Source organism: Duganella sp. GW821-FHT07G03, from assembly GCF_059418605.1.
Window position 1 is genome coordinate 1 of sequence record NZ_JBWKQE010000015.1, and the last position, 21,801, is coordinate 21,801.

General features: G+C 64.3%; 10 protein-coding genes. 3 read left to right on the forward strand and 7 right to left on the reverse strand.

Going from position 1 to position 21,801, the window contains the following annotated elements; all coding sequences use genetic code 11:
• Positions 1-267: 267 nt before the first annotated feature.
• The 3 genes from AC07OK_RS18825 to AC07OK_RS18835 form a co-directional block, all read right to left on the reverse strand.
• Positions 268-840 (reverse strand): FxDxF family PEP-CTERM protein, encoded by a 573-nt coding sequence (locus AC07OK_RS18825; protein ID WP_494691735.1) that lies wholly within the window; start codon positions 838-840, stop codon positions 268-270.
• Between the two features lie 114 nt (positions 841-954).
• On the reverse strand, positions 955-1,632 hold the full coding sequence (locus AC07OK_RS18830) for a YceI family protein (protein ID WP_494691736.1): 678 nt from the start codon (positions 1,630-1,632) through the stop codon (positions 955-957).
• Positions 1,633-2,038: 406 nt separating this feature from the next.
• On the reverse strand, positions 2,039-4,705 hold the full coding sequence (locus tag AC07OK_RS18835) for a M1 family metallopeptidase (protein WP_494691737.1): 2,667 nt from the start codon (positions 4,703-4,705) through the stop codon (positions 2,039-2,041).
• Positions 4,706-4,835: 130 nt separating this feature from the next.
• On the opposite strand from AC07OK_RS18835, the gene AC07OK_RS18840 reads away from it, so the two are divergent.
• A complete protein-coding gene (locus tag AC07OK_RS18840; RefSeq protein ID WP_494691738.1) occupies positions 4,836-5,462 on the forward strand; it encodes a glutathione S-transferase family protein in 627 nt (208 codons plus the stop codon).
• A gap of 4 nt (positions 5,463-5,466) precedes the next feature.
• Here the strand turns inward: AC07OK_RS18840 and AC07OK_RS18845 are convergent, their stop codons facing one another.
• The 4 genes from AC07OK_RS18845 to AC07OK_RS18860 all read right to left on the reverse strand — a co-directional run bounded on the left by AC07OK_RS18845 (position 5,467) and on the right by AC07OK_RS18860 (position 15,009).
• On the reverse strand, positions 5,467-6,438 hold the full coding sequence (locus AC07OK_RS18845) for a CheR family methyltransferase (protein WP_494691739.1): 972 nt from the start codon (positions 6,436-6,438) through the stop codon (positions 5,467-5,469).
• Positions 6,438-11,342 carry a hybrid sensor histidine kinase/response regulator gene (locus tag AC07OK_RS18850; RefSeq protein WP_494691740.1) on the reverse strand — a complete coding sequence of 1,635 codons (4,905 nt, stop codon included), beginning with the start codon at positions 11,340-11,342 and terminating at the stop codon, positions 6,438-6,440. Before AC07OK_RS18850 ends, AC07OK_RS18845 begins: the two co-directional genes overlap by 1 nt.
• A gap of 4 nt (positions 11,343-11,346) precedes the next feature.
• Complete coding sequence (locus AC07OK_RS18855; RefSeq protein ID WP_494691741.1) at positions 11,347-13,239, reverse strand: putative bifunctional diguanylate cyclase/phosphodiesterase; 1,893 nt, start codon at positions 13,237-13,239, stop codon at positions 11,347-11,349.
• A gap of 168 nt (positions 13,240-13,407) precedes the next feature.
• Positions 13,408-15,009, reverse strand: coding sequence for a CehA/McbA family metallohydrolase (locus AC07OK_RS18860; protein WP_494691742.1), 1,602 nt, complete (start codon positions 15,007-15,009; stop codon positions 13,408-13,410).
• A 196-nt stretch (positions 15,010-15,205) separates the two neighbouring features.
• On the opposite strand from AC07OK_RS18860, the gene AC07OK_RS18865 reads away from it, so the two are divergent.
• A complete protein-coding gene (locus AC07OK_RS18865; RefSeq protein WP_494691743.1) occupies positions 15,206-18,337 on the forward strand; it encodes a CHASE domain-containing protein in 3,132 nt (1,043 codons plus the stop codon).
• A gap of 36 nt (positions 18,338-18,373) precedes the next feature.
• Positions 18,374-21,799 carry an exodeoxyribonuclease V subunit gamma gene (gene recC, locus AC07OK_RS18870; protein WP_494691744.1) on the forward strand — a complete coding sequence of 1,142 codons (3,426 nt, stop codon included), beginning with the start codon at positions 18,374-18,376 and terminating at the stop codon, positions 21,797-21,799.
• Positions 21,800-21,801: the final 2 nt, after the last annotated feature.

The window sequence follows — 21,801 nt, forward strand, 5'->3', positions numbered from 1 at the left end:
TACAACGGTCATTAAATCTCCTTGATGGCGGCAGTGTCCTGCCAAATGACCGTTTACACAATATTATTTACACCCTCGTTTTGACATGAGCGATCTCCGATCCGGCCGAAGTGACCAGATTTAGCATCGCATCAATTTCAGCCGTTATCGTTGAATTCGCTCAGTAGTTATGTGCGTGGCCGACATCGCTTTGTTTCAAACAAAAAAGCGCATGGCCGTTGCCGGCACATGCGCTCTTCGTGGCTGCGGCACAGTGGCCGCGCCGGATCAGCTCGTTTTTTTGCGGCGAGCTGCGTAGCCTATCAAGCCCAAGCCGCCCAGTAACATGCCGTAGGTGGCCGGCTCAGGCACAGCTTCTAGTGGCGTCACGTTGAGGCTGCCGCCGTAGGCGCCTCCGCTGCTACCGTCAACGCTGCCGGTGATTTCCAGGTAGTACTGGCCCTCGCTCAGGTTGTCCGCGTGGAACCTGAAGTAGTTCGGCAGCAGTTGCGAAGCGCTGAGGGACGACAAGATCACAATATTGTTGTTGATATCGATGGTGTAGTTCACCAGTTTTAGCGATGCCAGCGTCAGCGATTGAGTCGAGGTGAAATCCGACGAGACCGAGCCTCCCGTCTCGAACGAGGAACCGACGCCGAATCCTATGATGTCGTCAAAGGTGCCGTGCTGGTCGGTGTTGATGAAATTATTGCCAAAACTCATAGTGAAGCCGCCGAACGCGTCGCTGATCTGCTGACTGAATGGCGAGCCTATGACATTCGCGGCAATCGCGGAGTGTGTCATCAGTCCGGAGCAAGCAAGCAATGCGGAAAATATAACTGCCTTGTTTAAGACTTTCATACTCGTTCCAGTCATCAGTGAGGGCCGCAGGGAGATTCGTTCTATTGTCGATATTTCATCGAAAAGAATAGCACAGTAAGTCCTGCAGGAATTGTCTATTTGACTGTATTTTCCCTATTTGGCAACAAGCGTGAAGCGCAGCTCCAGCTGGTCCTGCACGGCCAGCGCGCCGGCCATCACCGAGAACGGCGTGATGCCGAAATCACTTTGTTTCAGGTTGACGCTGCCGGTGACGGTCATGACGCCTGCCGTCTCGCGGAGCTCCGCCGGGATCGCCATGACCCGCGTGATGCCGTGCAGCGTGATCGCCACCTGCAGCGGCTGGCCGGCGGCGCCGCGTTCGGCGTGTACTTTGACCAGCGGATAGCGTTCCGCATCCAGCACCCTGGTCAACATATTGTTACGGGTGCCGTCGATGGCGTCGGCGGAGGGCTGTTTTTCCAGGCCTGCGGCAATGCGCAGGTCGGCCTCGTCGACCGTCAACTGGTCGAGGCGGAACTGGAAATCGGCGCGGTTCTGTGTTGGCGATACGGTGCCAGTGACATGGCGACTGGCGACCAGATGATCGTGGCCCAGCCGAGCCAGCAGGCCGCCGCGCCGCACCGTGACGGCGATCAGCGATTGCGCGCTGTCGATGGTCAGCGCGCTCGCAGCCGATGGCGGATAAACGATAGCGGCGGGCGGAACCGCAGGCGCAGGCACGGCCGGCTGCGGATTGCCAGGCAGTTGTGTACAAGCCGCCAGGCTCACGCACAGCATGCTGATCTTTAGATAACTAAGTATTTTTTTCATTCCGCACCATGGTCATTTGGCCGTCATATTGCCCGATTATGATGCGTCTCGCTGGTCCCAGCGTGCTCCAGTTGGTTTCGTGCCCAAGCCGGTGCGGGATTTCACAAAGCATGACTCAGCAGGCTCGCCGGTGGCCTGAAACACCGGCACCATCACCTCGATCCGGCTACGCCCCGGCTCAGATTCCCACCTTAATCAATCCCTAAGCCTATGCCGGCCGATAGCTGGCAAAGTAACACCTGTAGCGCGAGGTCTAAGCCTCGCGCCCGGCTGCCGGACTCCATCAAGCCCGGCACAAATTCCGCCCAGGCGGCACCATCGCCGCCGGGCAAACAGACATCCCCACGCTTTCGAGCGTTTTCGTAACCAGCATCATCTCACGATGACGCTGGTTTTTTTTTGACTGTTAGCCGTGCTTGGCCAACCAGCTGTCGATTTCCGGCAGACGGGTGGTGCGCAGCTTCACGCGGTACTGGATCGAGGCGATGGCGGTCTTGGTGTCGCCCTGTGCCTCGGCCGGCAGGTACTGCTTGGCGTACGCGCGCAGTTTGTCGATCATCGCCAGGTCGGCAGAGCGGCCGCCCAGGCCCGGGAAGTAGCGGCTGCGCGAGCTGCCATCAACCTTTTTCTCCAGCTGGGTGTAGTGGCTGATGGCGAAATCGTAGGCCATGTCCGGATGATGACCGGCCACGCGATTCAGGATCGACGCGCCTTCGGTAGCGCCGCCTTCGTCGGTCAGCGCCAGTTCCAGCGCGCGCTGCGCCAGCGCCTTGTCCTTGGTGGTGCCCAGCAGGTCATACAGCTCGCTCTTGATCATGCTCGACTTCTCTTCCTGGGCTGTTGCGTGCAGCTGGTCCCAGGTCGCGGCATCGGCATTGGTGGCGATCACGCCCAGGATGGGACGACGCAGCGCAGCCGGCATCGCATCCTTGTCGGTGGCAGAGGCGGCATAACGGCGGCGCGCTTCCGCCACCACGCCTTCATCGCCGACCGCGCCCAGCACGTGGATCAGCGTCTCGCGCAGGTTGGCCACAGGCGCCGCTTCATCCGCGGCCTTGGTCCAGCCTATGCGCGCCAGCACTGGCGCCAGGCGCTTGCGGGCGTAGCGATCCAGCGCAGCCTGCTGTTCCGGCTTGCCTTCGTAGCTGTAGTGCAGCGAGGCCAGCGAATCGGCGATCTGGTCCCACACTTGCGGCGCGGCGTCCACCGGCGCCTTGCTGGCCAGGTCCATGAAGCTGGAGGCCGGCATCAAGCCCGCCATGCCCAGCGACCAGCTGTCCGACAGCAGGCCCATTTGATCGATGGTCGCCAGACCGGCGAAGCTCTCGGTCAGCGCGGCAAATGCCTTCGATGCGTACAGCGTGCGGTAGTAGCCGCTCTGGCCCGCATTGACCAGCACCGTGCCGCAGCCCGGCAGCGTCATGCCGGCCTTGCCGTTGACGATGGCGCGCACGGGGGCGCCGCCCACGGTCTGGGCGATCACCGGCACGCGCCAGCTCAGCGGTTTCTTGTCGGTTTGGTCTTTGCTGAACTCACCCTGCGTCAGCGCGATGGTGGTCTGGCCGTTTTTGCAGACGGCATCGGCCACGCGTATCATCGGTACGCCCGGCTTGAGCGTGAAGTCGTGCGCGATCGCGGTCACCGGCTTGTGCGCGGCCTTTTCCACTTCGCGCCACAGGTCGTCGGACACCGTGTTGCCATACGCATGTTTGGCCATGTAGCTGCGCACGCCGGCGCGCCAGGCGTCGTCGCCCACATAGTTTTCCAGCATGCGGATGACCGACTCGCCTTTTTGATAGGTGATGCTGTCGAAGGCCTGGCTGGCCTGTTCCACGGTGCTGATGTGCTGCACCACCGGGTGCGTGGTGGCCAGCGCGTCGCGGCTCATGGCCTGTTCGCGGGTGCCGACGGCGCGCAGTTCCCATTTCCATTCCGGGTGCAGGCGGGTGGTGGTGCGCGATTCCATCCACGAGGCGAAGCCTTCGTTCAGCCACAGGTCGTCCCACCATGCCATCGTCACCAGGTCGCCGAACCACTGGTGCGCCATTTCGTGCGCGGCCACCAGGAACGAGGTTTCCTTGTCCGACTGCGTGGCCACGCGCGGATCGAGCAGGATCGCCGATTCGAAGGTGAAGATCGCGCCCCAGTTTTCCATCGCGCTGAAGAACTGGCTGCGGCCCGGCGCGGCGATGTTGTCCAGCTTAGGCAGCGGATACTTCACGCCGAAGTAGTCGTTGTATTCCTTCAGCACGGCGACCGACGAGTCAAGCGCGAACTGGGCCTGGCCTATCGATCCCTTTTGCGTGACGACGCCCAATTCGGTGCCTCCTTCGACCGCGGCCGCGCGTTCGAATTCGCCCAGGCCGAAGAACAGCAGGTAGGTCGACATCTTCGGCGAGGTGGCGAAGCGCACCAGGTCGCGGCCGTCGGCCAGCTTGCTGGTGGAGGCCACCGGCATATTCGACACGGCCATCTGGCCGGCCGGGATGGTCGCTTCCAGCGCGAAGGTGGCTTTGTAGAACGGCTCGTCCCACGACGGGATCACGCGGCGCGCTTCGGAGTTCTCAAACTGGGTGTACAGGGCGCGCTTCTTGTCGCCGCCGTTCTGGTAGTCCAGCGAGAACATGCCGGTCGCCTGGGTGCCGATCACGCCGGTGTAGTCCAGTTTGAGCTGGTAGCTGCCCACGGCCAGCGGCTGGGCGAACTCGAAGGTGGCGGTCTGCTTGTCGTTGTCGACGCTGATCTTGCTGGCGGCCAGCGCCGGCTTGCCAGGACCGGCGCTGATCGCGGCGGTGCTGAACTTCAGGTCAGCGGCGTTGAGGGTGATGCTATTGCTGGCTTGCTTGATGTCGAGCGCGATGGTGACGCTGGCACTGAAAGTACTGTTGACGGCGTCCGGCGTCAGCGAGACCGCGTAGTGGGTCGGCACGGCGTTGCGGGGGAGCTGCGTGGTGATCTTGTTGGCGGCGTTTGCGGCCTTGGCGGCCGGCGCGGCGGCCACGGTCAGTGGAGCGAGGCCGGAAGTAAGGCCGAGCAGCGCCATCACGGCGAGCGAAATCAGACTACGTTGCATGCAATATCCTTCAGTTGGGTGAGCCGGGAGGCATACGATATAAACCATTATTGGCTTCGTGGGCCAACGAGCAATCTAAGGCTAACTGGTTACAATGTCAATCTACCCATCACGTCAACAGGAGTTGGATATGAAGTTCTATACGTCGCCGCGCACGCCCAATCCGCGCCGGGTTGCCATGTTTATGGCTGAGAAGGGCCTGACCGATATCGAGCAGGTGTCGATCGACCTGGTCGGCGGTGCTCATCGCAGTGCTGAGTATTTGGAAAAAAATCCGTTCGGCCGGGTGCCGGCGCTGGAGCTGGACGATGGCCGCATCCTGTGCGAAACCCGCGCCATTTGCACCTGGCTGGAAGGCTATGCGCCTGAGCCTAACCTGATGGGCGACGGCTTCGACGAACGCGCCTTCATCGAGATGACAGACCGCCGCGTTGAGCTGCACCTGTTCATGGGCATCGCCAACTGCGTGCGCCACACGCATCCGGGCCTGGCGATGTTGGAGCAGCCGCAGTTTGCCGACTTTGGCGCTTCGCAGGGTGAGAAGATGCGGGAGACGGCCCGTTGGCTCGATGGCGTGTTGGCCAAACAGCCGTTCGTGGCCGGGCAGCGCTTCACCATTGCCGACATCACGGCATTCTGCGCGTTGGAGTTCGGGCGCGGCCTGATGAAGTTCCGGCCGGGCGCGGAAGGCATGGCGCATTTGCAGGCCTGGCGCGACCGAATTGCTGAACGCCCGAGCGCCTCGGTGGTGTACTAGGCTGTCAGGCAACTCGCTTGTACCAAGGCAGTTGCGGGAACACCGGCTTGTAATGGACGGCCAGCGGGTCGTCCGGTTCCAGTGGACGGTCCAGCACCAGCAGGCCGGATTGCGCCAGGCTGTCGTCGAACAGCCGCAGCACGCGCTGGCGCAGCGCCGGGCCGAAGTCGGGCAGGGCGCGGCGACCGAATATCATCTGGAATTCATTGAACGAGGCGTCCGTCACCAGGTTGTACTGCGCCCAAGTGATGCGGCTGCGCAGTTGCGGCAGCAGCGCCGCGTGCAGCCCGTCGCCGCTGACTTCGAAATAATCGAGCAGCTTGCCCACGCCGCCGCTGCGCACGTAGTTCGCTTGCAGTTCGCCCAGGCGCGCCATCGGCAGGTTTGCCGCCTGCGCTTCCGCCAGCAGCGCGTCGCTGGAGACGGTGGCATAGATTTCGGTGCGCGCGCCCAGTTGTTCCTGTTCCAGCAGGATGGCCAGCGTCCACGCCTGTTGCGCGCCGGCGCAATCGGCCAGCCATACGCGCGGCAGCGCGGCGCCGTGCAGGCATACGCCCAGCGACATGCGCAGCAGCGACACTTCCGACGCATCATCAAACATCGACGCCGGCTCCACCGACAGTTCACGCAGTAGCGCGTTCCATGCATGCGGATCGTGCAGCACGCGCGCTTGCAGTTCCGAGATGGTGGCCAGCGTCAGCTGCTTCATCGCCGCCTGCACGCGGCGCGTGACGACGTCGCGCTGATAGCCGCGATAGTCGTAGCCGTAGACCTGGAACGCGGCCTCCAGCAGCAGCTCAAGCTCCAGTTCCTCGACCGTGGACGGCGAGTGGCGGCGCGGGCCATCCGCATGGCCGGCGACGGGCACGGCGACCGGCACGGGCGCCGCCGCACCGACCGTGCTGGCCGTGCCGCCCGAGTCGGCGGGCCGCAATGCCGCCCGCAGCGACGCCAATAACGAGTTCATCACTGCCATCAGTGCAGCCACACCCGCATCAGCGACAGCAGTTGTGCCACGTCCACCGGCTTGGTGATGTAGTCCGACGCGCCGGCCGCGATACATTTATCGCGGTCGCCCTTCATCGCCTTCGCCGTCAGCGTGATGATCGGCAGCGATTTGAATTTGGGGATGCGGCGGATGGCGCGCATGGTGTCGTAGCCGTCCATCTCCGGCATCATGATGTCCATCAGGACGATCTCGATGGTTGGATCTTTTTCCAGCACCTCGATGCCGTCGCGGCCGTTTTCGGCGAACGACACCTGCATCTGCTGGCGCTCCAGCAGCGACGACAGCGCGAAGATGTTGCGCAGGTCATCATCGACGATCAGCACCTTGCGGCCGGCCAGGCCGCCGTCGGCCGCGTGGATCTCTTCCAGCATGCGGCGCTGCGCTTCCGGCAGGCTGGCCTGCGAACGGTGCAGGAACAGCGCGGTTTCATCCAGCAGGCGCTCCGGCGAACGGGCGTCCTTGATGACGATGGTTTTGGCGTAGCGCTTCAGCTTTGCCACTTCCTTGCGGTTCAACTCCTTGGCGGTGTTGATCACGATCGGCAGGTCGCGCAGCGATTCGTCCTTGCCGATGATGTCGAGCAGGTCGAAGCCGCTGATGTCGGGCAGCGTCAGGTCCAGCACCATGCAGTCGAAGCGCGCTTCGCGCAGCGCGTCCAGCGCCGCCTGGCCGGTGTCGACGGCAACGATGTGCAGGTCGGCGTCGCCGATCAGGGCGACGATGGCGTCGCGCTGCATTTGTTCGTCGTCCACCACCAGCAGGCTGCGCTTACCGCCCAGCAGGAACTTCTGGATGCGCGTGAACTCTTCCTGCAAGGCGGCCTTGCTGACCGGTTTGTTCAGGTAGGAGATCGCGCCCAGGCGCAGCGCCCGTTCGCGCTCGCGCAGGCTGGACATCACATGCACCGGGATGTGGCGCGTGCTCGGATCGCGTTTCAGGCGGTCCAGCACCGTGAAGCCGTCGATGTCCGGCAGGTCGAGATCGAGCAGGATGGCCGACGGCAGGTAGTCGCGCGCCAGGCTTAGGGCCGAATCGCCCTGCAGCGTGACAATGCCCTTGAAGTTCTTCTCGCGCGCGAAGTCCAGCACGATCTTGGAGAAGCGCTCGTCGTCCTCGATGATCAGCACCGACGGATCGCCCGGCGCCACCAGCCCACGGTCGTCGCTGCTGCCGTATTGCTCCATGTCGGCGTCGATGTCGGTGATGGCGCTCAGGCTGTCGTGCTCCGGCTGCGACAGTTCGCTGTAGTGCGGAGCGTTGTACACCACTTGCGGGGCCGGCGTCGGCAGGCGCACCTGCGGCTGGCGGCCCATGTCGTAGTTGATGAAGCCGGCCCGGTTGTACGGCAGGAACAGCGTGAAGGTGGAGCCGTTGCCGACCGCCGATTCGACACGGATCTCGCCGCCCAGCAGGCGCGCCAGCTCGCGCGAGATCGACAGGCCCAGGCCCGTGCCGCCGTATTTGCGGGCGGTGGAGCCGTCGGCCTGCTGGAACGCTTCGAAGATCAGCTGCAGCTTGTCGGCGGCGATGCCGACGCCGGTGTCGCAGACGGCAAAGGCCAGCACCGCGTCCGCATGCAGCAGGTTGGGGTGGTCGCTGGAGAAGCCGCTGTTCACCAGGCTGATACTGAGCGAGACCTGGCCGTGGGTGGTGAACTTGAACGCGTTCGACAGCAGGTTTTTCAGCACCTGCTGCAGGCGCGTGGTGTCGGTCATCATCGCGGTCGGCAGGTTGTCCTTTAGCTCCACGGAGAAGCCCAGGTGCTTGGCCTCGGCCATGTGGCGGAAGGTGCGGTCGACGTAGTTGCGCAGGTTCTGGAAGCGGTACTCGGAGACGTCCAAGGTCACGGTACCGGATTCGATCTTCGACAGATCCAGAATATCGTTAATCAGGGTGAGCAAGTCGGAGCCGGAGCCGTGGATGGTCTTGGCGAATTCCACCTGCTTGCCGGACAGGTTGCCGTCCGGGTTGTCGCCCAGCTGCTGCGCCAGGATCAGCAGCGAGTTCAAAGGCGTGCGCAGCTCGTGCGACATATTCGCCAGGAACTCGGACTTGTACTTGGAGGACAGCGCCAGCTGGGTGGCTTTCTCTTCCAGCGCCAGTTTTGCCTGCTCCACCTCGCGGTTCTTGCGTTCCACCTCGATGTTCTGCTCGGACAGCAGGCGGGCTTTTTCGGCCAGCTCCTGGTTGGTCTGTTGCAGTTCCTGCGCCAGCGATTGCGACTGCGTCAGCAGCGATTCGGTACGGCTGTTCGCCTCGATGGTGTTCAGCACCACGCCGATCGATTCCATCAGCTGATCGAGGAAGGACAAGTGGGTTTCGGTGAAGCGGTCCAGCGAGGCGATCTCGATCACCGCCTTGACCTGCTGCTCGAACAGAATCGGCAGCACGACGATGTTGGTCGGCGGCGCCGCGCCCAGCCCGGACGAGACGACGATGTAGTCGCGCGGCACGTCGGTCAGCCAGATGCGCACCTTCTCCACCGCGCACTGGCCCACCAGGCCTTCGCCCGGCAGGAAGGAGGTCGGCAGCTTGCGGCTGGAACGGTAGCCGTAGCTGGCGATCATGCGCAGGCGGGCGTCCGATTCCTGCGAGTCCATCATGTAGAACACGCCGTGGTGGGCCGACACCAGCGGCGCCAGCTCGGACAGAATCAGCTTGGTCACGGCCTGCAAGTCGCGCTGGCCTTGCAACAGACGGGTGAAGCGCGCCAGGTTGGTCTTCAGCCAATCCTGCTGCGCGTTCTTCAGCGTGGTGTCCTTCAGGTTGCGGATCATCTCGTTGATGTTGTCCTTCAGGTAGGACACCTCGCCGCGCGCTTCCACCTGAATGGAACGCGACAAGTCGCCGCGCGTCACGGCGGTCGCCACCTCGGCGATCGCCCGTACCTGGTTGGTCAGGTTTGCCGCCAGCTGGTTGACGTTCTCGGTCAAGTCCTTCCACGTGCCGGCCACGCCGGACACGTTGGCCTGGCCGCCCAGCTTACCCTCGGTACCCACTTCCCGCGCCACCCGCGTCACCTCGGATGCGAAGGAGGACAGTTGGTCGACCATCACGTTGATGGTGTCTTTCAGCTCCAGGATCTCGCCCTTCACGTCCACGGTGATCTTCTTCGACAAGTCGCCGCGCGCCACGGCGGTGGTCACCGCCGCGATGTTACGCACCTGGCCCGTCAGGTTGGAGGCCATGAAGTTCACGTTATCGGTCAAGTCCTTCCATGTGCCGCCGACGCCCGGCACGTAGGCCTGGCCGCCCAGCTTACCCTCAGTACCCACCTCGCGCGCCACGCGCGTCACCTCGGATGCGAAGGAGGACAGTTGGTCCACCATCACGTTGATGGTGTTCTTCAGTTCGAGAATCTCGCCCTTGACGTCCACCGTGATCTTTTTCGACAGGTCGCCATTCGCCACGGCGGTGGTCACGTCGGCGATGTTACGCACCTGGCCGGTCAGGTTACCCGCCATCGAGTTCACGCCGTCGGTCAAGTCCTTCCATGTGCCGGCCACGCCGGGCACGTTGGCCTGGCCGCCCAGCTTACCCTCGGTGCCCACCTCGCGCGCCACCCGCGTCACCTCGGATGCGAAGGAGTTCAATTGGTCGACCATCACGTTGATGGTGTTTTTCAGTTCGAGAATCTCGCCCTTCACGTCGACCGTGATCTTTTTCGACAAGTCGCCGTTCGCCACGGCGGTGGTCACGTCGGCGATGTTACGCACCTGGCCCGTCAAGTTACCCGCCATCGAGTTCACCGAGTCGGTCAAGTCCTTCCACGTGCCGGCCACGCCTTTCACCTGCGCCTGGCCGCCCAGCTTGCCCTCGGTGCCCACCTCGCGCGCCACCCGCGTCACTTCGGATGCGAAGGAGGACAGTTGGTCCACCATCACGTTGATGGTGTTTTTCAGTTCGAGAATCTCGCCCTTCACGTCCACCGTGATCTTCTTGGACAAGTCGCCGTTCGCCACGGCGGTGGTCACCGCAGCGATGTTACGCACCTGGCCGGTCAAGTTGGACGCCATGAAGTTCACGTTGTCGGTCAAGTCCTTCCAGGTGCCGCCGACGCCCGGCACATAAGCCTGGCCGCCAAGCTTACCCTCGGTACCCACCTCGCGCGCCACCCGCGTCACTTCCGACGCGAAGGAACGCAGCTGGTCCACCATCACGTTGATGGTGTCCTTCAGTTGCAGGATCTCGCCGCGCACGTCCACCGTGATCTTCTTGGACAAGTCGCCGTTGGCCACAGCGGTGGTCACCTCGGCGATGTTACGCACCTGGGAGGTCAGGTTACCCGCCATCGAGTTCACCGAGTCGGTCAAATCCTTCCACGTTCCCGCTACGCCTTTCACCTGCGCCTGGCCGCCCAGCTTACCCTCGGTGCCCACCTCCCGCGCCACCCGCGTTACCTCGGAGGAGAACGACGACAGTTGTTCCACCATCGTGTTGGCGGTGGTTGCCGCCCGCAGGTACTGGCCCTTCAGCGGCACGCCGTCCACCTCCAGCGCCATGGTCTGCGACAGGTCGCCCTTCGCCACGGCGCCGATCACGCGCGCCATTTCGGTGGTCGGGCGTACCAGATCGTCGATCAGCGCATTGACGGCGCTGACGATGGTGGCCCAGCCGCCGGACATATTGGGAACCTGGGCGCGCTGCGTCAGCCGGCCCTCGCGGCCCACCACGCGGCTCACATCCGTCACCACCTGCACCATTTTTTCCTTGGTCTCGATGATTTCGTTCAGGGTGTCGGCGATCTTGCCTGCCATGCCGGTCCAATCGGACGGCATGCGCGCCGTGAAATCGCCTTTTTTAAGCGCCATCAGAGTCGCCAGCAGTCGCTTGGCGTCGATCTGTTCGCCCATGTCTGTCATATTGTTCATCGGCTTAGTCCTCGTCGTTTAGGAGGGAGTGGGATTCGGCGGTGGGCACCTGTGGCTTGGTGCCGGTGTGTTCGATCAGTTCCGCGGCGGTCAGGGGCGGGAAAAACAGTTCGCCCTGGCAGCTGTTGCAGCCCAGCGCGCGCAGCACGTCGAGCTGTTCGATTTGGTCGACGCCCATCGCCACGACCCGCATGGCCAGCGCGCGCGCCAGGTGGATGACGGCGGCGACGATGTCGGTGCCGCCTTCGTCGTTGCCGATGGCGTGGATGAAGCTGCGGTCTATCTTCAGCGCGTTCAGCTGCCAGCGTTTGCACGCCGCCAGCGAAGAGCGCGCGCTGCCAAAGTCGTCCAGCGCGGCGCGCACGCCGCCGGACTGCAATTGCAGCAGCAACTGGGTTAGCGGTTCGGCTTGGCCTTGCAGCAGCTTTTCGTTCAGTTCCACGCCGATGCTGCCCGGCGCCAGATGCTGCTTGCGTATCGCCGGCAGCAGCGTTTGCAGCAGGTCGGTATTGAGCTGCGGCGTGGCCAAGTTGATCCAGATGCACAGCGGCGCCGCGCCACGGGGACGGGCGCCTGCCGCGGCGACCCGCTGCCACAGGGCCGCTTGCGCGCAGGCCTGCACGATCACCCAGGCGTCGACGCGATCCAGCAGTCCACGGTCCTGCACGTGCGGCAGGAATTGCGCCGCTTCCAGCACGCCCTTGTCCGGATGCTGCCAGTGCAGCTGGGCCTCGGCGCCGATGGTGCGGCCGCTGGCGATGTCGACCTGCGGCTGGTAGCGCAGCTCCAGCTGGCCGGCGGCCAATCCTTTGCGCAGCTCCAGCGCCCATTGGCTGCGTTCGCGCTCGCGCACGTTGAGCTCTTCGTGGAAGAACTGCACCGGGCCGGCGTCGTTCTGCTTGGCGTGGTACATGGCGGTGTCGGCGTTCTTCATCAACGTCTGCGCGTTGTTGCCGTCCTGCGGATAGATGGCGATGCCGATGCTGGCCGCCGTCTTCAGGCGATGGCCGGCGATGTCGAAGGGCAGGGCGCAGGCCAGTTCGATCTTGCGCGCCACGCGCGCGGCGTTGGCCGCCGCCGCCCGGCCTTCGATCAGCACCACGAACTCGTCGCCGCCCAGCCGCGCCACCACGTCGGCCACGCGCACCGCCGCCGTCAGCCGAGCCGAGACCTGGCGCAGCAGCTCGTCGCCCGCTTCGTGGCCGTAGCTGTCGTTGATATGCTTGAATTTATCGAGGTCGAGGAACAGCAGCGCGAAGCCGGTGCCGCTGCGGTCCGAGGTGGCCACCGCATGTTCCAGCTGCTGGATCAGCGCGCGGCGGTTGACCAGGTTGGTCAGCGCGTCGCGGGTGGAGAGCTCGTGGGCGCGCAACTCAGCCTGCTTGCGGTCCTTGATTTCCTGTTCCAGCTCGGCGTTGATGCGCTCCAGGTCTTGCAGCCGCTGCACCCGCAGGTCCTGGTTCAGGCGCGCCAGCTGCTCGCTTTTTTTGCGCAGCTGGATATTCTTCTTGGTCATCTCGACGAATACCGCCACTTTCGCTTGCAGGATCTGCGGTATCACCGGCGTGAACAGGTAATCGGCCGCGCCTTTTTGATAGGCCTTGAGCCGGTTGATTTCGTCCCCATAGTGCGCGGTGATGAAGATGATGGGAACGCCCGCCGAACGCGGGTGCGAGTGGATGGCTTCGGCCGTCTCGAAACCGTCCATGCCGGGCATGCTGACGTCGAGCAGGATCACGGCGAATTCGTGCAGCAGCACCTGGCGCAAGGCCTCCTTGCCGGAGCCCGCCGTCAACAGCTCATACACATGTTGGTCGGCGGCCTCGGACAGCAGGCTTTCCAGCGCATACAGGCTCGCTGGATCGTCATTGACGAGGAGGACTTTTGGGATAGGCACGGCTTGCTGAACGGTTGAGGTATCGGGCGGTCGCACTGTGTCTGGAAGGTAAAAGATACTCTTGTATGTCTGGGAGTCAAGCAAAATTGCGCTTCACCATACGATGGCTAAAACAGCATTTTATCAATATGACAATCGCCATGCAGAAATTTTTTACCAGCAAAAATATTATCGTAATTCAATACTCTGCCGCGCACGATTGCGGCCTTGCTGGCTGACCCAGATCGGCGCGCTCCACAGCATTTTTCCATCGTCCTGTGTCACCCTGGCGTAATAAAAGTGCTCGCCGGCGGCGGGTTTGACGACGCTGAGGGGCTTGTTGCTGAGCGCGGCGACCGTGCCGTTGCGTCCCGGTACGCCGTGGAAGATGGCGACGGCGGCGGCGCCGTGCCCGCTGGTGCTGACGTAGCTCGCTTGCAGCGTCAGCTTGCCGCGGTTGACGAAGCGTTCGCCCATCAGGTGGCCGTTGGCGGTCAGGACCAGCCTGGCGTTTTTATCCATCGTGGCGAATACGCGACGGTCGCGCAGCGCGGCTAGCAGGCCGGGGCCGTCCAAGGGCGCGCCGGGCGGCATCAGCACCCCGGTGCGGTTGCTGTAGGAGGCGCCCCAGTTGGCGCAATGGTTGTCCTGGTCGCTGCTGAAGGCGACATGGAAGCCGGCCTCCAGCAGCTTGTCGCAGGCCGCTTCGTAGTTGCTCAGGTGGGTTTCCGTTTCGTCGCTGCTGGTCGAAAAGGCGCTGCTGTTCATTACCTCGCACAACACCATGGCCTGGTCGCCGTCGGCATTCCAGGCCAGCGGCTTGCCCAGGATGGCGAACTGGTCGTCCTGCGGATGGTTGAATTGGCCCAGCCAGCCGCGTTCGCGCATCAATTTATACAAAAAGGCGTAGTCGCCCTTTGGACTTTCCGTATCGGCGATCAGTTCGCCGAGGGCGTTGCGTTCCCAGCCCAGCAGTTCCTCGCTGTTGAGGATGTTGAGGTGGCCGCCGTGGCTGATGACGCCCCATTCCTGGCCGTAGATGGCGACAAAGCCCGGATGCGCCAGGTTCCAGGCGGTCGCCGCTTCCAGTCCGCTCCGGTACAGCGCCGTGGCTGCGACCGGATCGGCGGCGGTGTTGGTGCCGTCCGAACCGTCATACATGTGGTTGTGCTCGGACGTCATCAGGAAATCCAGGCCGTGCTGGAGGGCGTAGGCGTAGGCGTCCGAGGGGCCGAGCGCGGCGCTCTGCGGCGCCTGCGCGCCGGTGCAATGGTCCAGCGCGCCACCGCCGTCGCTGTGATTGGTCTGGCTGTGCAGGTTGCCGAGGTAGACGGCGTAGGGGAAGGTGTCCACCGCCGTCGGCGCCAGCCGGAATGCCGCCGGCGTCCGGCTGGTGCCCACCATGACGCTCCAGCTTTGCTCGACAGCCGGACCTGCGCCGGCGCTGGCGCGCAAGCGCAGCTTGTAGATGCCGTGGCGCAGCGTAGTCGGCGCGCGCCAGCGGAGCGTCACGTCGTGGACGGGCTCGGCCATGGGATGTGCGCCGCGCCAGTTGCGCACCGTGCGGCCGTCCGGCGCCAGCAGGGCCAGGCGCCAGCGCAGGGTGTCGCCCGGTTGCGGGTCCGGCGCGGAAAAATGCAGCGCCAAAGTGCGCGCGCCGTGGGCGTCGGCGTGGAAGGGCGCTTCCAGCCAGGCTTCGAATTCGTGATGGTCAACAGTCGTCGCACGACTGGTCGTCGCTATACAAACGATGCTAAAGAAAAATACCGCTATCATGGATGGTGCGCGCATGATGAGTCTCCCGCAGTGCCGGCAAATTGCCAACCTCATCTTTTAGAGCGCGCCTTGCTGCATATGGTTCCCTTGAAATTCGGATGAAAAATTGGTGAATTCTCTCCAATTGTTTCACTGGTTCCCGGGCGGCATTAATAGTATGCTGCTGTGATGCAAAATTTTCCGCAAATTTATAGACCTAAAGTGATGGCGAATGCTCAAATCGGGTAACGCGACGGAAGCGGTCCGCAGCCCCCGCCTGTTGTTCTGGCTGGCAGGCGGCGCGTTGGCGCTGGCCGTCGGCGCGGCGCTGTACGGTACCGCTGCCAAGACCGTCGACGACGATGCCAACCAGCGTTTCGAGAACCTGGCGCGCAGCACGCAGTACGGTATTTCGGCCCGCATCAAATCGTATTCCGATCTGACGCGCGGCCTGGTGGCGCTGTTCCAGACCAGCGATGATTTGACGCGCCTGCAATTTCACGAATACGTGGCCAGCCTGGAGATTCCGCACCACTTTCCGGCCATCGAGGCGGTGACCTGGGCGCCGCTGATCCCGGACGCGCAACGCGACGCCTTCGTCGCCCGCGTGCGCGCGGACCGCAGCATGTCGCCGCAGGGGTATCCGGAGTTTGACATCAAGCCGCCGGGCCGGCGGCCGCACTACGCCGTGCTGACCTACCTGGAGCCGGCGTCGATGATGGGCGAGAAGATGGGCGTCGACGTGGTCGCCAATCCGCTGATCGACAAACTGATGGCGGCCTCGCGCGACAGCGGCCAGGTCAGCGCCTCCGGCCAGCCCATCGTGGTCCAACATCCGACGCCGCACATCGGCCTGGGTATCCGCTTGCCGGTCTATCGCCGCAATATGCCGGTGGCCGAGGTGGCGGGGCGCCGCGCCGCCTATCTGGGATCGGTCGGCATTGGCTTCAGCGTGCCCAAGCTGGTGCAGGGCGCGATCGACGAGATGACGGTGCGCCAGGTACACCTGATGCTGTACGCCGACGGCAGCAAGGAAATCGAACAGCGCCGCCTGGTGATCGAAAAGACCGACCGCCTGCTGTTCAACGACAACGGCTCGATGCAGGCGATGCCCATTCCGTTGGGGCAGCGTAGCGAGTATTTCGAGTCGGTGCTGCCGATCGATTTCAACGGCAGCCTGTGGAAGGCGCAGTTCCAGGTCAGGAAATCCGAACTGTTGACGCGCTTCGACCTGTATTTCCCGTGGGTCGCCGGCCTGACCGGTTTCGCCGGCACCATGCTGCTGTACAGTTACTTCTTTGTGCTGTATTCCTCGCGCCGGCGCGCGCTGAAGCAGGGCGTGTTGCTCGACACGGTGCTCAACAACGTCGACGCCCACGTCTACATGAAGGACCAGAAGCGCCGCTACATCTACGTCAACGCCAAGATGGCCGACTCGATGGGACTGCCGGTGGAGCAGATCGTCGGCAAGCTCGATCGCGAACTGATGCCGACCGCCGCCGCCGACGCCGCGTGGGCGCAGGAACGGCCGGTTTTCGCCGATAACGTCAAGCGCTCCGGCGAGACCCAGTTCGTGGGCCGCGACGGCGTGGTGCAGCACCTGTGGACCGTCAAGGTGCCGGTCGAGATAGACCGCGCCGTCACGGCCGTCATCGGCCTGTCGACCGACGTCACCGAGCTGCATCAGCTGAAGGAGGAAGCCGATACCGCCAACCAGGCCAAGAGCGATTTCCTGTCCAATATGAGCCACGAGATCCGCACGCCGATGAACAGTATCATCGGCATGGCCCACCTGGCGCTGAAATCGGTCACGCATCCGAAGCAGCGCGACTACCTGCAAAAGATCTACCATTCGGGCCAGCACCTGCTGGGCATCATCAACGACATCCTGGACTTCTCCAAGATCGAAGCGGGCAAGATGGACCTGGAGGTGCTGGACTTCGCGCTCGATTCGCTGCTGTCCAATATGTCCAGCCAGCTGGGCGAGAGCGCGGCGGCCAAGGGCCTGGAGCTGGTGTACGAGATCTGGCCGGGACTGTCGCAGCAGTTGCGCGGCGATCCGCTGCGGCTGGAGCAGGTGCTGCTCAACTTCACCAGCAACGCCATCAAGTTCTCCGAGAACGGCAAGGTCTATGTGCGCGCGCGGCCGCTGGAGGAGCGCGACAGCCATATCCTGGTCCGTTTCGAAGTGGAGGATCACGGCATCGGCATGTCGCCGGACCAGCTGGAGCAGCTGTTCCAGTCCTTCCACCAGGCCGACACCTCGACCACGCGCCGCTACGGCGGCACCGGACTGGGACTGGTCATCAGCAAACAGCTGGCGGAACTGATGGGCGGTGGCGTCGGCGTCGACAGCCGGCCGGGCGCGGGCAGCACCTTCTGGTTCACGGCGCGGCTGGCCAAGGGCGTCAGCATGCTGCAGCCGAGCGACGAATCGGTGCAGCCGGATGTGCTGGACAGCATACGCGGCGCCTCCATCCTGCTGGTCGAGGACAATATCTTCAGCCAGCAGGTGGGCCAGGAGCTGCTGGAGGACGCCGGCGCCACCGTCTGCGTGGCCAACAACGGCAAGGAGGCGATCGACCTGCTGCTCAAGGAGCGCTTCGATTGCGTGCTGATGGACGTGCAGATGCCGGTGATGGACGGCTACGAGACCACGCGCCTGATCCGCGCCCATCCTAAATTGTCGGCCACGCTGATCATCGCGATGACCGCCAATGCCGGTCGCGACGACCAGGAGCGCTGCCTGGGCGCGGGCATGGACGAATTTGTCACCAAGCCGATCGCGCCCAATCTGCTGTTTAACATGCTGTCCAAGTGGATGAGCCAACGGGCGCGCACGGCCAGCTTTGCGCGGCCGTTGGCGCCGCCGCCGCCGTCGTACTTCACCATGGCCGATGGCGCGGCCGCGCCGCTGCAAGGACAGCTGCGGGCGATGGTGCCGGGCGTGGAGCAGCCTGCGGCGCGGGTTGAAGCGGCTGCGCCGTCGGTGCCGGCTTCGGTGCCGGTTGAGGCGGAGCTGCTCGATGTCGCCGCGCTGGCCCAGACTTTCGGCGGCAAGGCCGACAAGATGCGCAAGTACGCGCTGCTGTTCCTGGATTCCGCCCGCGAGGGACTGCGTGAAGTCGACGCGGCATTGGCGCTGGAAGATCTGGCGCATCTGTCTGAACTTGGCCATCGCATCAAATCCTCGGCCCGCGCGGTGGGCGCGATGCGTTTCGGGAACCTGTGCCTGGCGCTGGAAAACGTGCGTCACGACGCCGATTGCGCCAACGCCCGGCAACTGGTGCAAAAACTGCATGCCATGCTGGCGCTGTTGAACGAGCGCATGGAGCAGGAACTGCTGGCCTACGACCCCGGCTAGAGCGATAATACGGGCTCTATTCCAACGAAGAGCCCTATGCATTCGAGCGTCACCCCCGGCCTGCTGATTTTGCATGGTAATCAAATGGAGCAGCTGCGCGCGGCGGTGTTCCAATGGCTGCGCAATCATCCGCTCGGGGCGCTCGAATCGGAAACCATCCTGGTGCAGTCGAACGGCGTGGCCGAATGGCTGAAGATCGCGCTGGCCGAGGAAATGCGGGTCTGCGCGGCGACACGCGTGGCGCTGCCGGCGCGCTTTTTGTGGGAAACCTATCGCGGCATGCTGGGGCGCGAGCGCGTGCCGGTGCGCTCCGCGTTCGACAAAGGGCCGCTGACCTGGCGCCTGATGCGCCTCCTGCCTACCTTGCTGGCCGATCCCGTGTTCACGCCGCTGCGCCATTTCCTGGCCGACGGCGAGGCGGAACGCCGGCTGCAACTTGCCGAACGCCTGGCCGACTTGTTCGATCAATACCAGGTTTATCGCGCCGACTGGCTGGACGACTGGGCCTCCGGCCGCGACCAGCTAAGGGTTATGGCCACTTCCGCCCGCAACGAGGCGCACCCGCTGCCGGAAGACCAGCGCTGGCAAGGCCAGTTGTGGCGCGCCGTGATCGCCGACGTCGAACCGCATGAGCGGGAGCTGGGCCGCGCGACGGTCCACACGGAATTCGTGCGCGCCAGCGCCGCCGGCGAGGAACCACTTGGCCGCCTGCCGCGCCGTATCGTGATCTTCGGCGTCTCGGCGCTGCCGTATCAGAGCTTGCAGGCGCTCGCTTCGCTGTCGCGCTACACGCAGGTGCTGCTGGCGGTGCCCAATCCATGCCAGTTCTATTGGGGTGACATCATCGAAGGCCGCGAGCTGCTGCGCACCGCGCACCGCCGCCAGCAACTGCGCAACGGCCAGGACCTGGGCGCGATTCCGCTGGAAGAGCTGCATGCGCACAGCCATCCGCTGCTGGCCAGCTGGGGGCGGCAGGGGCGTGACTTCATCCGCATGCTGGACGAATTCGACGAAGCCTCGGCCGCCGCCGCGGCAGAAAATGATGACGTCGCGCCGCTGCGCATCGATCTGTTCAGCGACGGCGAGGGCGATACCTTGTTGTCTCAGGTGCAGGCCGCCATCCGCGACCTGCTGCCGCTGTCCGAACATCCGCAAATACCGCCGCCGGACGACGACCGCTCCATCGAATTCCACGTCACCCACAGCGTGCAGCGTGAAGTGGAAGTGCTGCACGACCAGTTGCTGGCCATGTTCGCCGACGGCAGCGGCCTGCGTCCGCGCGACGTGGTGGTGATGGTGCCGGATATCGACACCTTCACCGCCGCCATCCACGCGGTGTTCGCGCAGCACCGCCGCAGCGATCCGCGCTACATCCCGTTTGAAATCGGCGACGTCAACGACCGCAGCGTCAATCCGCTGCTGGTGGCGCTGGAGTGGCTGCTGCGATTGCCGCAGCAGCGCTGCCGCCAGAGCGAGGTGCGCGACCTGCTGGACGTGCCGGCGCTGGCCGCGCGCTTCGGCTTGAAAGAGGATGACCTGCCGACGCTGGGCCTGTGGATCGAAGGCGCGGGCGTGCGCTGGGGGCTGGATACCGAGCACCGCGCCGGCCTGGGTCTTGGCGCGGCGGGCGAGCAGAATTCCTGGCTGTTCGGCGTGCGCCGCATGCTGCTCGGCTACGCCAGCGGCGGCGATGCTGCCTTTGCGGGCATCGAGGCGTATGGCGAAGTGGGCGGCCTGGATGCGGCGCTGGCCGGCTCGCTGGCGCAGATGGTCGAAGCGCTGCTGCATTGGCGCGCCTTGCTGGCGCAATCGCACACGCCGGCAGAGTGGGGCGTGCAGGCGCGCGCGCTGCTGGCGGCCTTCTTCAAAGCCGGCGAGGAGGGCGACCGCCTGACGCTGGCGCATCTGGACGATGCGCTCAACAACTGGCTGGAGACCTGCGAAGGCGCGCAATACGACGAAGCGGTGCCGCTGGCCGTGCTGCGCGAAGCGTGGCTGGGCCTTTTGGACGAGCCGACGCTGAACCACCAATTCGTCTCCGGCGGCGTGACCTTCTGCACGCTGATGCCGATGCGCGCGGTGCCGTTCCGCGTGGTGTGCCTGCTGGGCATGAACGACGGCGACTTCCCGCGCCGCGCGCCCAAGGCCGACTTCGACCTGCTGGCGCAGCCGGGCATGGCCCGTCCGGGCGACCGCTCGCGCCGCGACGATGACCGCTACCTGATGCTGGAAGCGCTGCTGGCCGCGCGCGACAAGCTTTACATCAGCTGGGTCGGACGCAATGTGCGCGACAACAGCGAACAGCCGCCGTCGGTGCTGGTGTCGCAGCTGCGCGATTACCTGGTCAACGGCTGGCAGCTGGAGGAAGACCACCTGCACGCGCGCACCACGGAGCACGCCTTGCAGCCGTTCAGCCGCCGCTATTTCGAGGACGGCGGCCTGCTGACCTATGCGCGCGAATGGCGCGAAGCGCACGGCGAGGAGGCAGGCGACGCCGCCGCCGCCGAGCTGCCGCCCTACGAGATCGACGACAAGTACCGTCTAAAGCTGTCAACGCTGACCAATTTCATGCGCCAGCCGGTGCGCTTCTTCTTCCGTCAACGCCTCGGCGTGATGTTCGGCGACGCCGCACTGGTGGGCGAGGACGAGGAACCGTTCTCGCTGAACGCGCTGGAACGCTATCTGCTCGAAGACACCATGCTGGACGACGGCACCGAGGCGGAAGAAATCCACCAGGTCTACGACAAGATGACCGAGCGCGCCGAACGCCTGGCGCGTGAAGGCGTGCTGCCGATAGGTTTGATCGGCCAGCAGTACCAGCATCAACTGGTACAGGCGCTGGTGCCGGTGCGTTGCGCCTGGCTGACGCTGCGCGAACGCTACCCGCTGGCGGCGTCCAAGGTGGCGTTGAGCCTCCAGCTGGCCGGCGTGCAGGTCGACGACTGGATCGACCAGCTGCGCAGCAACGGCAGCGAGACCGTGTGGCTGGCGCAGATGTCGTCCAAGGTCACGGACAAGCAGGGCAAGCCGCGCGGCGACAAATTGATCGCCATGTGGTTGCGCCAGCTGGCGGTGTCGGCGGCCGGTATGTCGGTTGCGGGCTTCCTGGTGGCGCGCGACGCCATCGTTACCATGAAACCGCTGGCGCAGGCCGACGCGCTGGAAGCCTTGCGGGAACTCGTCTGCCTGTGGCGCGACGGTATGAACCGCCCCTTGCCGACGGCCTGCAAGACCGCATTGGCGCTGGCGCAGGAGGGCGATCCGCGCGGCGTGTACGACGGCGGTTTCGAAATCTCCGGCGAGAACGACGACCTGTGCCTGGCCCGATTGTGGCCGGACTTTGCGGCGCTCAGCGCCGAGGCGGATTTTGCCGATGTCTCGCAAGCGCTCTACGGACCGCTGGCCGATTGGCTGGAACATTCCATCACGATAGACGTCATCGACGGTGAGGACGCAGCATGAGC

Excerpts from the sequence above, each read along its gene's own strand:
- AC07OK_RS18830 (WP_494691736.1), bottom strand. The coding sequence starts at position 1,632 with ATGAAAAAAATACTTAGTTATCTAAAGATCAGCATGCTGTGCGTGAGC.
- AC07OK_RS18825 (WP_494691735.1), bottom strand. The coding sequence starts at position 840 with ATGAAAGTCTTAAACAAGGCAGTTATATTTTCCGCATTGCTTGCTTGC.
- AC07OK_RS18840 (WP_494691738.1), top strand. The coding sequence starts at position 4,836 with ATGAAGTTCTATACGTCGCCGCGCACGCCCAATCCGCGCCGGGTTGCC.
- recC (WP_494691744.1), top strand. The coding sequence starts at position 18,374 with ATGCATTCGAGCGTCACCCCCGGCCTGCTGATTTTGCATGGTAATCAA.
- AC07OK_RS18845 (WP_494691739.1), bottom strand. The coding sequence starts at position 6,438 with ATGGCAGTGATGAACTCGTTATTGGCGTCGCTGCGGGCGGCATTGCGG.
- AC07OK_RS18865 (WP_494691743.1), top strand. The coding sequence starts at position 15,206 with ATGCTCAAATCGGGTAACGCGACGGAAGCGGTCCGCAGCCCCCGCCTG.
- AC07OK_RS18835 (WP_494691737.1), bottom strand. The coding sequence starts at position 4,705 with ATGCAACGTAGTCTGATTTCGCTCGCCGTGATGGCGCTGCTCGGCCTT.
- AC07OK_RS18850 (WP_494691740.1), bottom strand. The coding sequence starts at position 11,342 with ATGAACAATATGACAGACATGGGCGAACAGATCGACGCCAAGCGACTG.
- AC07OK_RS18860 (WP_494691742.1), bottom strand. The coding sequence starts at position 15,009 with ATGCGCGCACCATCCATGATAGCGGTATTTTTCTTTAGCATCGTTTGT.